This is a genomic window from Mixta mediterraneensis, from assembly GCF_030283135.1.
Lineage (GTDB): Bacteria > Pseudomonadota > Gammaproteobacteria > Enterobacterales > Enterobacteriaceae > Pantoea > Pantoea mediterraneensis.
Window position 1 is genome coordinate 14,082 of record NZ_JASUAZ010000015.1, and the last position, 14,388, is coordinate 28,469.

General features: G+C 51.1%; 12 protein-coding genes. 11 read left to right on the top strand and 1 reads right to left on the bottom strand.

Features of this window, described 5'->3' with window-relative positions; genetic code table 11:
- Nucleotides 1-17 precede the first annotated feature (17 nt).
- The 4 genes from dnaK (at nucleotide 18) to nhaR (ending at nucleotide 5,434) form a co-directional block, all read left to right on the top strand.
- Nucleotides 18-1,928 carry a molecular chaperone DnaK gene (gene dnaK, locus QRY16_RS11145; protein ID WP_193403854.1) on the top strand — a complete coding sequence of 637 codons (1,911 nt, stop codon included), beginning with the start codon at nucleotides 18-20 and terminating at the stop codon, nucleotides 1,926-1,928.
- A 102-nt stretch (nucleotides 1,929-2,030) separates the two neighbouring features.
- On the top strand, nucleotides 2,031-3,161 hold the full coding sequence (gene dnaJ / locus QRY16_RS11150; RefSeq protein ID WP_193403853.1) for a molecular chaperone DnaJ: 1,131 nt from the start codon (nucleotides 2,031-2,033) through the stop codon (nucleotides 3,159-3,161).
- A gap of 164 nt (nucleotides 3,162-3,325) precedes the next feature.
- Complete coding sequence (nhaA, locus tag QRY16_RS11155) at nucleotides 3,326-4,498, top strand: Na+/H+ antiporter NhaA (protein ID WP_193403852.1); 1,173 nt, start codon at nucleotides 3,326-3,328, stop codon at nucleotides 4,496-4,498.
- 18 nt (nucleotides 4,499-4,516) lie between these two features.
- Nucleotides 4,517-5,434: a transcriptional activator NhaR gene (gene nhaR / locus QRY16_RS11160; RefSeq protein ID WP_289776621.1), complete on the top strand. Its 918-nt coding sequence runs from the start codon at nucleotides 4,517-4,519 to the stop codon at nucleotides 5,432-5,434.
- Nucleotides 5,435-5,471: 37 nt separating this feature from the next.
- Here nhaR and rpsT read toward each other — a convergent pair whose 3' ends face one another.
- Nucleotides 5,472-5,735 carry a 30S ribosomal protein S20 gene (gene rpsT, locus QRY16_RS11165; RefSeq protein ID WP_193403850.1) on the bottom strand — a complete coding sequence of 88 codons (264 nt, stop codon included), beginning with the start codon at nucleotides 5,733-5,735 and terminating at the stop codon, nucleotides 5,472-5,474.
- Between the two features lie 305 nt (nucleotides 5,736-6,040).
- Here rpsT and ribF point away from each other — a divergent pair, with 305 nt between their 5' ends.
- The 7 genes from ribF to carA all read left to right on the top strand — a co-directional run bounded on the left by ribF (nucleotide 6,041) and on the right by carA (nucleotide 14,384).
- Nucleotides 6,041-6,967 carry a bifunctional riboflavin kinase/FAD synthetase gene (ribF, locus tag QRY16_RS11170; RefSeq protein WP_193403849.1) on the top strand — a complete coding sequence of 309 codons (927 nt, stop codon included), beginning with the start codon at nucleotides 6,041-6,043 and terminating at the stop codon, nucleotides 6,965-6,967.
- Between the two features lie 29 nt (nucleotides 6,968-6,996).
- Nucleotides 6,997-9,813 (top strand): isoleucine--tRNA ligase, encoded by a 2,817-nt coding sequence (gene ileS, locus QRY16_RS11175; RefSeq protein WP_289776622.1) that lies wholly within the window; start codon nucleotides 6,997-6,999, stop codon nucleotides 9,811-9,813.
- Nucleotides 9,813-10,319, top strand: a complete 507-nt coding sequence (gene lspA, locus QRY16_RS11180; RefSeq protein WP_193403847.1) for a signal peptidase II — start codon at nucleotides 9,813-9,815, stop codon at nucleotides 10,317-10,319. The genes ileS and lspA overlap by 1 nt, the downstream gene beginning before the upstream one ends.
- A 3-nt stretch (nucleotides 10,320-10,322) precedes the next feature.
- Complete coding sequence (gene fkpB, locus QRY16_RS11185) at nucleotides 10,323-10,793, top strand: FKBP-type peptidyl-prolyl cis-trans isomerase (RefSeq protein ID WP_193403846.1); 471 nt, start codon at nucleotides 10,323-10,325, stop codon at nucleotides 10,791-10,793.
- Nucleotides 10,774-11,727, top strand: coding sequence for a 4-hydroxy-3-methylbut-2-enyl diphosphate reductase (gene ispH / locus QRY16_RS11190; protein ID WP_289776623.1), 954 nt, complete (start codon nucleotides 10,774-10,776; stop codon nucleotides 11,725-11,727). Before fkpB ends, ispH begins: the two co-directional genes overlap by 20 nt.
- Before the next feature lie 223 nt (nucleotides 11,728-11,950).
- Nucleotides 11,951-12,766: a 4-hydroxy-tetrahydrodipicolinate reductase gene (dapB, locus tag QRY16_RS11195; protein WP_289776624.1), complete on the top strand. Its 816-nt coding sequence runs from the start codon at nucleotides 11,951-11,953 to the stop codon at nucleotides 12,764-12,766.
- 469 nt (nucleotides 12,767-13,235) lie between these two features.
- Nucleotides 13,236-14,384, top strand: coding sequence for a glutamine-hydrolyzing carbamoyl-phosphate synthase small subunit (gene carA / locus QRY16_RS11200; protein ID WP_289776625.1), 1,149 nt, complete (start codon nucleotides 13,236-13,238; stop codon nucleotides 14,382-14,384).
- Nucleotides 14,385-14,388 lie beyond the last annotated feature (4 nt).

Below are 14,388 nucleotides of genomic sequence, written 5' to 3' on the forward strand. Positions count from 1 at the left end.
TAGTGGGAGACGTTTAGATGGGTAAGATTATTGGTATTGACCTGGGCACAACCAACTCTTGTGTTGCGATCATGGATGGCACCAAAGCTCGCGTGCTGGAAAACGCTGAAGGCGATCGCACCACGCCTTCGATTATTGCTTACACCCAGGATGGCGAAACGCTGGTTGGTCAGCCAGCTAAACGTCAGGCAGTGACTAACCCGCAGAACACTTTGTTCGCGATTAAGCGCCTGATTGGTCGTCGTTTCCAGGATGAAGAAGTACAGCGTGATATTAAAATCATGCCGTATAAAATCACCAATGCGGATAACGGCGATGCATGGCTGGAAGTAAAAGGCCAGAAAATGGCACCTCCACAGATTTCTGCGGAAGTGCTGAAAAAAATGAAAAAAACCGCAGAAGATTATCTCGGTGAGCCAGTGACTGAAGCGGTAATTACCGTTCCCGCTTACTTCAACGACGCACAGCGTCAGGCTACCAAAGATGCAGGCCGCATCGCCGGTCTGGAAGTAAAACGTATCATTAACGAACCAACCGCCGCTGCGCTGGCATATGGTCTGGACAAAGGTCAGGGTAACCGCACCATCGCGGTATACGATCTGGGTGGTGGTACGTTTGATATTTCCATCATCGAAATCGATGAAGTGGATGGCGAAAAAACGTTTGAAGTTCTGGCAACCAATGGTGACACCCACCTTGGTGGTGAAGACTTCGACAGCCGCCTGATTAACTATCTGGTTGCTGAGTTTAAGAAAGACCAGGGCATTGATCTGCACAACGATCCGCTGGCCATGCAGCGTCTGAAAGAAGCGGCAGAGAAAGCGAAAATCGAGCTTTCTTCAGCGCAACAGACTGACGTTAACCTGCCCTATATCACTGCAGATGCGACCGGTCCTAAGCACCTGAACATCAAAGTTACTCGCGCTAAGCTGGAATCGCTGGTTGAAGATCTGGTTACCCGTTCGATTGAGCCGCTGAAAGTGGCGCTGCAGGACGCTGGTTTATCGGTTTCAGACATCAACGACGTGATTCTGGTGGGCGGTCAGACCCGTATGCCACTGGTTCAGGCTAAAGTAACTGAATTCTTCGGCAAAGAGCCACGTAAAGACGTGAACCCGGATGAAGCGGTTGCTGTTGGTGCTGCGGTGCAGGGCGGTGTACTGGGTGGCGACGTGAAAGACGTGCTGCTGCTGGACGTGACGCCGCTGTCGCTGGGTATCGAAACCATGGGGGGTGTGATGACGTCGCTGATTGGCAAGAACACCACGATCCCAACCAAACACAGCCAGGTGTTCTCAACTGCTGAGGACAATCAGAATGCCGTAACTATTCACGTGCTGCAGGGTGAACGTAAACGCTCTAACGATAACAAATCGCTGGGCCAGTTTAACCTGGATGGCATTCAGCCAGCGCCACGTGGTATGCCACAGATCGAAGTGACCTTCGATATTGATGCTGACGGTATTTTGCATGTGTCTGCGAAAGACAAAAACAGCGGTAAAGAGCAGAAAATCACCATCAAAGCCTCTTCTGGTCTGAATGAAGAAGAGATCGCAAAAATGGTGCGTGAGGCGGAAGCTAACGCTGAGTCTGACCGTAAGTTCGAAGAGCTGGTGCAAACGCGTAACCAGGGCGATCAGATTGCCCACAGCACGCGTAAGCAGCTGGAAGAAGCTGGCGACAAACTGTCTGCTGACGACAAAGCACCAATCGAAGCGGCACTGGCTGCTCTGGAAACGTCACTGAAGGGCGAAGATAAAGCCGACATCGAAGCCAAAATGCAGGCATTGATGGAAGTCTCCAGCAAACTGATGGAAGCAGCACAGCAATCTCAGGCGGGTGCTGCCGATGCAGGCGACGCGTCAGCGAAACAAGAAGATGACGTGGTTGACGCTGAATTCGAAGAAGTAAAAGACAACAAGAAATAATTGCCCCTGACCGGGCGCGGCGGTTGGCCTGACAGCCGTTGAAACCAGCACGGGCGTAGGAGATCTCTCCACGCCCGTGCGATCATGTTAAGGGCTAGATAAATGGCGAAGAGTGATTACTACGAGATTTTAGGCGTCGCCAAATCCGCAGACGAGCGTGAAATCAAAAAGGCGTACAAGCGCCTGGCAATGAAATTTCACCCGGACCGTAATCCTGGGGATAAAGAAGCTGAAGCCAAATTTAAAGAGATCAAGGAAGCCTACGAAATTCTGACCGATGCGCAGAAGCGTGCGGCTTACGATCAATATGGCCACGCAGCATTTGAGCAAGGCGGCATGGGCGGCGGCGGATTCGGTGGCGGCGGCGCAGATTTCAGCGATATCTTTGGCGACGTATTTGGCGACATCTTTGGTGGTGGACGCCGTCAGCGCGCATCCCGTGGCGCTGATTTACGCTACAACATGGAACTGACGCTGGAAGAAGCGGTACGCGGCGTGACCAAAGAGATCCGCATTCCGACGCTGGAAGAGTGTGAAGTATGCCATGGTAGCGGCGCGAAGGCCGGAACCAAGCCGCAAACGTGTTCCACCTGTCACGGTGCGGGCCAGGTACAGATGCGTCAGGGCTTTTTCACCGTTCAGCAAGCGTGTCCAACCTGTCATGGGCGAGGCTCGGTAATTAAAGATCCGTGCAATGCCTGTCATGGTCATGGACGCGTCGAGAAATCGAAAACCTTGTCGGTGAAAATTCCTGCAGGCGTTGATACAGGCGATCGTATCCGTTTAAGTGGTGAAGGTGAAGCGGGTGAGCATGGCGCACCAGCAGGCGATCTGTACGTTCAGGTATCGGTAAAGAAACACCCGATCTTTGAGCGTGAAGATAACAATCTTTACTGCGAAGTGCCGATCAACTTTGCGATGGCTGCGTTAGGCGGCGAGATCGAAGTGCCGACGCTGGATGGTCGTGTGAAGCTAAAAGTGCCGTCTGAAACCCAAACCGGCAAGCTGTTCCGTATGCGTGGCAAAGGGGTGAAATCGGTACGCGGCGGCGCTGTCGGCGATCTGCTTTGTCGCGTCGTGGTGGAAACCCCGGTCAGCCTCAATGAGAAACAGAAATCACTGTTGCGTGAACTGGAAGAGAGCTTCGGTGGCCCAACCGGTGAGCACAACAGTCCACGCTCGAAAAGCTTCTTTGAAGGCGTGAAGAAGTTTTTTGACGACTTAACCCGATAAGCGTCTAAAGTTTCCAAAACCAGCGCCCAGTCGCTGGTTTTTTTATACGTCCTTTAAATGCTCGGTATTTGCGAGTAATTATTCATAAATAACCTGCTTTTAACGAACTGTTATAGTGATTATCCTAGCCTCTTTGTTTTTCCTCTGGAAAAGGACAATTGCTTATGAACAGCCGATTAAAAAAGCTCCTCAATAGCGATGCGACAGGCGGCGTAGTATTGATCGTCGCGGCGGCGCTAGCGATGTTTCTGGCGAATAACAGCAGCACACAACAGGGCTATCTTCATTTCCTGACCATTCCGGTTGAGTTCCGTTTTGGCGACCTGGACATTAGCAAAAATTTATTGCTATGGATCAACGATGCATTGATGGCGCTGTTTTTCCTGATGATAGGGCTGGAAGTTAAGCGCGAGTTAGTGATGGGCGCGCTGGCAAAGCGTGAACAGGCGATCTTCCCTCTGATTGCTGCGGTGGGGGGAATGTTACTGCCGGGGCTGATTTTCCTGCTTTTTAATGGTGCAGATGCAGCGACCCGCAACGGCTGGGCCATTCCAACTGCGACTGATATTGCTTTTGCCCTTGGTATTCTGGCGTTATTAGGCAGCCGCGTACCGCCTGCACTGAAAATCTTCTTAATGGCGTTAGCGATCATTGACGATCTGGGTGCAATAGTGATTATTGCCCTGTTTTATACCTCCGATCTTTCTCTTGTCTCATTGAGCGTCGCTGCTGTGGCCATTGGCGTATTGGTGGTGATGAACCTGCTGAACGTGCGCAATACTTCACTGTATTTGATAGTTGGCATGGTTCTGTGGACCGCAGTGTTGAAATCCGGTGTGCACGCTACGCTGGCTGGCGTAGTCGTTGGCTTCCTGATCCCGTTGGCGAAAAAAGAGGGCCACTCTCCCGCCATTCACCTTGAACATGCGCTACATCCGTGGGTTCGCTGGCTGATCCTGCCGCTATTTGCTTTTGTTAATGCCGGCGTATCACTGGACGGTATTTCGTTCGACAGCCTGTTCTCCTTATTACCGCTGGGTATCATGGCAGGATTGCTAATCGGTAAACCGCTGGGTATCACATTATTTTGCTGGCTGGCGGTAAAAATGGGCCTGGCTAAGCTGCCTGAGAACACTGATTTCAGGGACATAGCCGCTGTGGGCGTGCTATGCGGTATTGGTTTCACCATGTCGATTTTTATCGGTTCGCTGGCGTATGGTGACAGCAGTGCGGAGCTCATTACCTTAGCCAAACTGGGCATTTTGATTGGCTCAGTTTGCTCTGCTGTATTGGGCTATCTGATTTTGCGGCGTCGTCTGGCAAAACACGCAGCGTAAGCGGTTGAGAAAGTAGGTATGCCACACATCAATTACAACCATCTTTATTACTTCTGGCATGTTTGCCGTGAAGGGTCGATTGTCGGTGCGGCGGAAGCCTTATTCCTGACGCCGCAAACCATTACCGGGCAGATCAAAGCGCTTGAAGAGCGCCTGCAGGGCAAGCTATTCCAGCGTCGGGGCAGGGGAGTCGTACCCACAGAATTAGGGCAGTTGGTTTTCCGCTATGCCGACCGTATGTTTATGCTCAGCCAGGAAATGCTTGATATTGTTAACTATCGCAAAGAATCGCATTTGCTGTTTGATGTCGGTGTAGCGGATGCGCTATCTAAGCAGCTGGTGAGTAAAGTGCTGGAAGCGGCGGTGATCTCCGATGAGAAAATTCATTTGCGCTGTTTTGAATCTACCCACGAAATGCTACTGGAACAGCTTAGTCAGCATAAGCTGGATATGATTGTATCGGACTGCTCCATTGATTCCACCCAGCAGGAAGGTCTGTTTTCGGTGAAGCTGGGTGAATGTCCGGTGAGCTTTTGGTGCGCACAACCGCCGCCTGAATTGCCGTTCCCGGCGAGTCTGGAAACGCGGCGATTACTAATTCCGGGGCGTCGCTCAATGTTGGGCCGTAAAATTCTTGACTGGATTAACCGCCAGGGATTACAGGTGGAAATTTTGGGTGAGTTTGATGATGCGGCTTTAATGAAAGCATTTGGTGCGCAGCAGAAGGCGATTTTCGTCGCCCCAGGTTTATACAGGCAAGATCTTTATCAAAGCGCTGAAATCTGTGAAATTGGCCGGCTGGATACAGTGCTGGAGGAGTACCATGTCATTTTTGCCGAACGCATGATCCAGCATCCGGCGGTACAGCGTATTTGCCAACGTGACTTTAGCGAACTGTTCGCTTCACAAACAACAGACGAAAAAAAACCGGCTTAGCGCCGGTTCTTTCAACAAAGCGATTAACAACCCGCGATTAAGCCAGTTTGCTGATCTGTGCAGCTAAGTTTGCTTTATAACGTGCAGCTTTGTTTTTGTGGATCAGACCTTTAGCAGCCTGACGGTCCACGATTGGTTGCATTTCGTTGAATGCGTTCTGCGCAGCAGCTTTGTCGCCTGAAGCGATCGCCGCGTATACTTTCTTAACGAAGGTACGCATCATAGAGCGGCGGCTAGCGTTATGCTTACGGCGTTTCTCAGATGTTACGGCGCGTTTCTTAGCTGATTTGATATTAGCCAAGGTCCAACTCCCAAATGTGTTCTGTATAGACAAATCAAAGGCCGAGGACTATGCCTTTTGAACCTTCTTTTGTCAATGGATTTGTGCAAATAAGCGGCGCTATAGGAACGACGCTCGGTTACGTATTTGATGGCGCAAGATTCTACCAGCTTCCCCCTACTGAATACAGTATTTCGCGACAAAATTCTTCTGTCCCGCTTCAGCGGCAGTAAATGACCGTCATAAAGCAGAAAGGCGTGCTGACGGGTTAACCTTCGCGGCTTTCAAGGGTATAATCCGCCGATTTCCATCGCGTTGAGTCAGCCATGAAGTTTATCCGCGGTATTCATAATCTTAACGAGCAGCATCGTGGCTGCGTACTGACCATTGGTAATTTCGATGGCGTGCACCGCGGTCACCAGGCGCTGATGTCCCAGCTGCGCGAAGAGGGACGCAAACGTCATTTGCCGGTAATGGTAATGCTGTTTGAGCCGCAGCCGCTTGAGCTGTTTGCTGGCGAGAAAGCGCCTGCCCGTTTGACGCGCCTGCGTGAGAAGCTTAAATACCTGGCTGAAGCGGGCATTGATGAGGTGTTGTGCGTACGCTTCGATCGCCGTTTTGCGGCGTTATCAGCACAAAATTTTATTGCTGAACTGCTGGTCAAAAAACTCAATGTGAAGTTCCTGGCCGTCGGCGATGATTTCCGCTTTGGCGCTGGTCGTTTGGGCGATTTCCTGTTATTACAGAAAGCCGGTGCTGAGTACGGCTTTGATGTGGTCAGCACTCAAACCTTTTGTGACGGCGGCAAGCGTATTAGCAGCACAGCCGTGCGTCAGGCGCTGGCCAATGATGATTTTGCGCTGGCACAGTTGCTGTTAGGCCACCCTTTCAGTATTTCAGGCCGCGTAGTGCACGGCGATGAATTGGGACGCACCCTCGGTTTCCCCACCGCGAACCTTCCTTTACGCCGCGCTGTTTCGCCGGTGAAAGGGGTTTTTGCGGTTGAGGTACATGGCTTGACGCCACAGCCGCTGCCAGGCGTAGCGAATATTGGCACGCGTCCAACGGTAAAAGGTTTACGCCAGCAGCTTGAAGTTCACCTGCTTGACATCAATATGAATCTATATGGTCAGCATATTAACGTGGTGCTGAAGCAGAAATTACGAAACGAGCAGCGCTTTGCCTCACTGGAGGCGTTGAAAGAACAAATAGCGAAAGATGTGGTGACAGCCCGACAGTTCTTTGGGCTTTAACCCGAGCGAAAAACGGAATCGAGAATCTGATGAGTGACTATAAATCTACCCTGAATTTGCCGGAAACGGGGTTCCCGATGCGTGGCGATCTGGCCAAACGCGAACCGGGAATGCTGCAACGTTGGTATGATGACAACCTGTACGGCATCATTCGCGAAGCCAAAAAAGGGAAAAAAACCTTTATTCTGCACGATGGCCCTCCTTATGCGAACGGCAGCATTCATATTGGTCACTCTGTTAACAAGATTCTGAAAGACATTATTGTCAAATCGAAAGGCATGGCGGGTTATGATTCGCCCTATGTTCCGGGCTGGGACTGCCACGGCTTGCCTATCGAACATAAAGTCGAACAGATGATTGGCAAGCCAGGTGAAAAAGTCACCGCAGCTGAGTTCCGTGAAGCGTGCCGTAAATATGCCGCTGAGCAGGTAGAAGGCCAAAAAGCTGACTTTATCCGCCTGGGGGTATTGGGTGACTGGGAGCGTCCTTACCTGACGATGAATTTCCAGACCGAAGCCAATATCATTCGCGCGCTTAGCAAGATCATCGGCAATGGTCACCTGCATAAAGGCGCTAAGCCGGTGCATTGGTGTCTTGATTGCCGCTCAGCTCTGGCTGAAGCGGAAGTTGAGTATTACGACAAAACCTCGCCATCCATTGATGTGATGTTTAACGCCATCGATGCTGATGCGGTGCGTAACGTATTTGGCGCATCTCAGGTTAATGGCCCGATTTCACTGGTTATCTGGACCACGACACCCTGGACCATGCCGGCTAACCGGGCAATTTCTTTGCACCCGGAATTTGAATACCAGCTGGTACAGATCGACGGGCGTGCGTTAATCCTCGCTAAAGATCTGGTTGAAAGCGTGCTCAGGCGGGCAGGCATCAGCGAATGGACCGTGCTGGGCGAATGTAAAGGTGCAGCGCTTGAGCTGCAAAAATTCCAGCATCCTTTCCTCGACATTCAGTCGCTGGTGGTATTAGGCGAGCACGTGACGCTGGATGCGGGTACGGGCGCCGTTCATACCGCACCAGGCCACGGCCCGGACGACTACGTTATTGGACAAAAATACGGTATCGAAATTGCCAATCCGGTTGGCCCGGATGGCGCTTATCTGCCCGGCACGTATCCAACGCTGGATGGTATCAACGTATTTAAAGCCAATGATATGATCGTTGAGCTGTTAAAAGAGAAAGGCGCACTGCTGCACGTTGAAAAACTGCTGCACAGCTATCCGCACTGCTGGCGTCACAAAACCCCGATCATTTTCCGCGCAACGCCGCAATGGTTCATCAGTATGGATCAAAAGGGCCTGCGTGCGCAGTCGCTGAAAGAGATCAAAGGCGTACAGTGGATCCCAGACTGGGGCCAGGCGCGTATTGAATCAATGGTCGCAAATCGTCCTGACTGGTGTATTTCACGTCAGCGTACATGGGGCGTACCGATGGCGTTGTTCGTGCATAACGAATCCGAACAGCTGCACCCGGATACGCTGGAGCTGATGGAAAAAGTCGCTAAGCTTGTCGAACAAGAGGGTATTCAGGCCTGGTGGGATCTCGATCCGCGTGATCTGATGGGCGACGATGCCGATCACTATCGCAAAGTGCCCGATACGCTGGATGTATGGTTTGATTCCGGTTCAACCAGCTATTCCGTAGTGGATGCGCGTCCAGAATTTGCTGGTCACACGCCAGATATGTATCTGGAAGGGTCGGATCAGCATCGCGGCTGGTTTATGTCTTCGCTGATGATCTCCACGGCGATGAAAGGCAAAGCGCCTTATCGTCAGGTATTGACGCATGGTTTCACCGTTGACGGTCAAGGCCGTAAGATGTCGAAATCAATCGGCAACACCGTATCGCCGCAGGATGTAATGAACAAGCTGGGGGCAGACATCCTGCGTTTATGGGTGGCATCTACCGACTACTCCGGCGAAATGGCGGTTTCAGATGAAATCCTGAAGCGTTCAGCCGATGCGTATCGTCGTATCCGTAATACCGCGCGTTTCCTGCTGGCAAATCTCAGCGGCTTTAATCCCGCGACTGATTTGGTGAAACCAGAAGAGATGGTGGTAGTGGATCGCTGGGCAGTGGGCCGGGCGCAAGCGGCGCAAGCAGGTATCATTACCTCTTACGAAAATTACGATTTCCACGAAGTGATTCAGCGCCTGATGCAGTTCTGCTCGGTGGAGATGGGGTCCTTCTATCTCGACATCATTAAAGATCGCCAGTATACCGCGAAGGGCGACAGCCTGGCGCGTCGCAGCTGCCAGACGGCGCTGTGGCATATCGTTGAAGCGCTGGTGCGCTGGATGGCGCCGATCATGTCCTTCACCGCTGACGAAATCTGGGGTTACCTGCCTGGCGAACGCGCGAAATATGTTTTCACTGAAGAGTGGTACGAAGGTCTGTTTGGTCTGGCAGAAAATGAAGCGTTAAATGACGCCTACTGGGCCGAGATACTGAAAGTGCGTGGCGAAGTGAACAAAGTGATCGAGCAGGCGCGCAGCGACAAACGCATTGGCGGCGCGCTGGAAGCCACGGTTACGCTGTACGCGGCACCAGAGCTGGCAGCTAAGCTGCAAGCGCTGGGCGACGAGCTGCGCTTTGTGTTGCTGACCTCAGGTGCGCAGGTTGCCGATTACGCCCTGGCTAATGACGAAGCACAGCAGAGCGAACTGTTAAAGGGGTTGAAAGTGGCGTTACATAAAGCGGAAGGCGAAAAATGCCCACGCTGCTGGCATTACACCACCGATGTTGGACAGAATCCTGAGCATGCTGAAGTTTGTAGCCGCTGTTACACCAACGTAGCCGGTAACGGTGAAGAGCGTAAATTTGCCTGATGAGTAAACCTATTTTTTCAACCGGATTGCGTTGGCTATGGCTGGTGCTGGCGGTGATCGTTGTCGATTTCGCCAGTAAGCAATGGGTGATGAATAACATGATGCTGCACGAAACGCAGCCGCTGATGCCATTCCTCAACCTGTTTTACGCTCATAACTACGGTGCGGCGTTCAGTTTCCTGGCTGACAAAGGCGGCTGGCAACGTTGGTTCTTTGCTGGCATCGCCATCGCTATTGTTGTGGCGCTGTTAGTGATGATGTATCGCAGCCGTGCCAGCCAGAAGATCGTTAACATCGCTTATGCGCTGATTATCGGTGGTGCAGCGGGCAATCTGTTTGACCGCTCATATCATGGTTTCGTCGTCGATTTTATCGACTTCTATATCGGTAACTGGCACTTCGCAACGTTTAATATTGCTGACTGCGGCATCTGTATTGGTGCTGCGTTAGTGGTGCTGGAAGGCTTTTTTAGCCCAACCAGCAAACAGGCAAAACAGAAAGGGTAAGTCATGACTGAGTCTGTACAGCGCGACAGCGCGGTGTTGGTGCACTTCACCCTGAAGCTGGAAGACGGTTCCACGGCGGAATCGACCCGTGCCAACGGTAAACCTGCGCTGTTTCGCCTGGGCGATGGCAGTCTGTCTGCTGCGCTGGAACAGGCGCTGCTGGGGCTAAAAACGGGTGAAAAGCGGCACTTCACGTTAGCACCGGAAGATGCCTTTGGCAGCATTAGCCCGGATTTGATCCAGTATTTTTCGCGCCGCGATTTTATCGATGCCGGCGAACCTGAAGTGGGTGCCATCATGTTGTTTAGCGGTATGGGCGGCAGCGAAATGCCCGGCGTGATCCGTGAAGTTTCCGGTGATTCCATTACGGTTGATTTCAATCATCCGCTGGCAGGCCATCGCATTCAATTTGATATTGAAGTGCTGGAAATTGATCCAGTGCAGGGGGCGAACGATGCAAATTCTGTTAGCTAATCCGCGCGGATTCTGCGCGGGTGTTGACCGGGCAATCAGCATTGTCGAGCGTGCATTAGAGATGTATGGCGCGCCAATTTACGTCCGGCATGAAGTGGTACATAACCGCTACGTGGTTAATAGCTTGCGCGAGCGCGGCGCGATCTTTATCGAAGAGATTAGCGAAGTGCCAGATAACGCGATTTTGATTTTTTCAGCACATGGCGTTTCACAAGCCGTTCGGGCTGAAGCGAAGGCACGTAATCTGACCATGCTATTCGACGCTACCTGTCCGCTGGTAACCAAAGTGCATATGGAAGTGGCACGTGCCAGCCGTAAAGGCGTCGAAGCCATTTTGATTGGACATGCCGGTCATCCCGAAGTGGAAGGCACCATGGGGCAATACAACAATCCCAATGGCGGTATGTACCTGGTGGAATCACCGGAAGATGTCTTCAAATTAGCGGTTAAAGACGAAAGCAATCTCAGCTTTATGACGCAGACGACGCTGTCGGTAGATGATACATCTGACATTATTGATGCGCTGCGCCAGCGTTTTCCGGCAATTATTGGTCCACGCAAGGATGACATTTGCTACGCCACTACCAACCGTCAGGAAGCAGTGCGTACCCTGGCGCGTGATGCTGAAGTGGTATTGGTGGTTGGATCTAAAAACTCTTCTAACTCGAATCGTCTGGCGGAGCTGGCTCAGCGTGCCGGTAAACTGGCGAAGCTGATCGATTCCGCTGACGACATTCAGGAAGAGTGGGTAAAAGGCGTCGATTGCATTGGCGTAACTGCGGGTGCCTCAGCGCCTGATATTTTAGTACAGCAGGTTATTCAGCGCTTACGTGAACTTGGCGGTGAAGCCGCGATTGAGCTGATTGGTCGCGAAGAGAATATCGTGTTTGAAGTACCAAAAGAATTGCGGGTTGACGTGCGCAACGTGCAATAACGCTGTGGTACTACTGTCTGTTAAGGGCCGACTTTGTTCGGCCTTTTTGCTTTTTTAAACCCCACTGACGTGCGGTTCCATCCGATGAGATTGCTTTTACTGATAATCAATCGCGTCTGGCATAAAATTCTTATTATCCCTGATTAATGGTGGCGTGACTGTTAACTCATCGTTAACCTGATTACGCTTTGCATGCATAGTTTTGTTTTAGGAATGAATAAATATGAAAAATATCCGCATTGCCATTGTGGGCGCGCCGGGACGTATGGGACGCAACCTGATTCAGGCAACGCAGCAAACGGAAGGCGTGATACTGGGAGCGGCGCTGGCTCGCCCAGGTTCTTCCTTAATCGGCAGCGATGCTGGAGAACTGGCGGGCATCGGCAAATCTGACGTAATTATCGCTGATGATCTGCTTAGTGTGATTGATGATTTTGACGTGCTCGTTGACTTCACTCGCCCGGAAGGAACGCTGGCGTATATGGCAGTTTGCCGTGAGCATAAAAAAGCGATGGTAATCGGCACTACCGGTTTTGATGACGCGGGCAAAGCAGCCATCCGCGCCGCCGCTGAAGAGATTGGTATCGTGTTTGCCGCTAACTTTAGCGTCGGCGTCAATCTGGTATTAAAACTGCTTGAGAAAGCGGCCAGCGTTATGGGTGATTATGCGGATATTGAAATTGTTGAAGCGCATCATCGCCACAAAGTTGATGCGCCATCAGGAACGGCATTAGCGATGGGCGAAGCCATTGCTGACGCAATGGAGTGGGATCTTGCGGAACACGCAGTATACGCACGTGAAGGGCATACCGGTGAGCGTAAACCGCAAACTATCGGGTTCGCCACTGTCCGGGCGGGGGATATTGTCGGTGAACATACGGCGATATTTGCAGATATTGGCGAGCGTGTTGAGATTACCCATAAGGCTTCAAGCCGGATGACCTTTGCAAAAGGCGCGGTTAAAGCTGCATTTTGGCTAAAAGACAAAAAATCCGGACTTTACGATATGCGGGATGTGCTGGATTTATCGATGTTGTGAGTGTTGTGTACCATCGTGATGTGGTTGTTTCAATCATTAATTGCTTGATTGAAAAAGGGTAATGTTATCATTACCCTTAATTTTATCTTAAAATGGCTATCTGGCGATGAAATAATGCTTAGATTGCTATTTTATAGAGTATAGCCCTGATTTTTTCAGTTTAAACTGTTATTTTTGACCAAATGGTCAAAAATAATGATGCGAAAGATCCGTTTTCTTGTTTATGCCGACTGGCAAACGGTTATTTCTCCGAGTTTTCCCCTCTTTTTGCCGCTTATCCCCGTTTTAACCATCAGAAGCCTGAAAATAACAAAAAAATTTTGCCTTAGGGTAGACAAGCCAGAGGGCGATCATTAGAATGCGCGCAATTTGCCAAAAATCGATAGTTCAGGCGGTTTTTGCATTGATTCAGGTAACGATTATGAATTAATATGCATATATTGTGACTGTTTATTCCCTGGAGGATGTTTTGATTAAGTCAGCGCTCTTGGTTCTGGAAGACGGAACCCAATTCCACGGTCGGGCCATCGGGGCAACGGGGTCGGCAGTGGGGGAAGTCGTTTTCAACACGTCAATGACTGGTTATCAAGAAATCCTCACTGATCCTTCCTATTCCCGCCAAATCGTTACTCTCACTTATCCCCATATCGGCAATGTTGGTGCTAATGCCGCCGACGAAGAATCCAGTCAAATTCATGCTCAAGGGCTTGTTATTCGCGATCTGCCGCTGATTACCAGTAACTTCCGTAGCGAAGAAGGTTTATCTGCCTATTTGCAGCGTAACAATATTGTGGCCATTGCTGATATTGATACGCGTAAGCTGACCCGCTTGCTGCGTGAAAAAGGCGCACAGAATGGCTGCATCATCGCAGGTGATACCCCCGATGCCGCGCTGGCGCTGCAAAAAGCGCAGGCGTTTCCAGGCCTGAAAGGGATGGATTTGGCGAAAGAAGTCTCAACCAAAGAGCGTTATGTCTGGCAGCAGGGCAGCTGGACATTAAACCACGGCCTGCCAGAGCAGAAAAAAGCAGAATCGCTGCCTTATCATGTGGTTGCCTTTGATTACGGCGTCAAGCGTAACATCTTACGCATGCTGGTTGATCGCGGCTGTCGCCTGACCGTTGTTCCGGCACAAACTTCAGCGGAAGAGGTGCTGAAACTGAATCCGGATGGCATCTTCCTTTCCAACGGCCCTGGCGATCCGGAGCCGTGTGATTACGCTATTGAAGCTATCCAGGCTTTCCTGAAAACGGATATTCCGGTTTTCGGTATCTGTCTTGGCCATCAGCTGCTGGCGCTGGCAAGCGGCGCTAAAACGGTGAAGATGAAGCTGGGTCACCATGGCGGTAACCATCCGGTTAAAGATTTCGACAACAACACCGTAATGATTACCGCACAGAACCACGGTTTCGCTGTTGATGAAGCCAATTTACCCGATAATCTGCGCGTGACGCATGTCTCCCTGTTTGACCAAACCGTGCAGGGTATCCATCGTACTGATAAACCGGCGTTCAGCTTTCAGGGACACCCAGAGGCCAGCCCAGGCCCGCACGATGCAGCGCCGTTGTTTGATCACTTTATTGAATTGATCGACGCATTCCGTTCGAAAGCGAAGTAATCAG

Coding starts and splice junctions, on each gene's coding strand:
- ispH (WP_289776623.1), top strand. CDS start 10,774: ATGCAAATTCTGTTAGCTAATCCGCGCGGATTCTGCGCGGGTGTTGAC.
- nhaR (WP_289776621.1), top strand. CDS start 4,517: ATGCCACACATCAATTACAACCATCTTTATTACTTCTGGCATGTTTGC.
- dapB (WP_289776624.1), top strand. CDS start 11,951: ATGAAAAATATCCGCATTGCCATTGTGGGCGCGCCGGGACGTATGGGA.
- dnaJ (WP_193403853.1), top strand. CDS start 2,031: ATGGCGAAGAGTGATTACTACGAGATTTTAGGCGTCGCCAAATCCGCA.
- lspA (WP_193403847.1), top strand. CDS start 9,813: ATGAGTAAACCTATTTTTTCAACCGGATTGCGTTGGCTATGGCTGGTG.
- nhaA (WP_193403852.1), top strand. CDS start 3,326: ATGAACAGCCGATTAAAAAAGCTCCTCAATAGCGATGCGACAGGCGGC.
- dnaK (WP_193403854.1), top strand. CDS start 18: ATGGGTAAGATTATTGGTATTGACCTGGGCACAACCAACTCTTGTGTT.
- ileS (WP_289776622.1), top strand. CDS start 6,997: ATGAGTGACTATAAATCTACCCTGAATTTGCCGGAAACGGGGTTCCCG.
- ribF (WP_193403849.1), top strand. CDS start 6,041: ATGAAGTTTATCCGCGGTATTCATAATCTTAACGAGCAGCATCGTGGC.
- fkpB (WP_193403846.1), top strand. CDS start 10,323: ATGACTGAGTCTGTACAGCGCGACAGCGCGGTGTTGGTGCACTTCACC.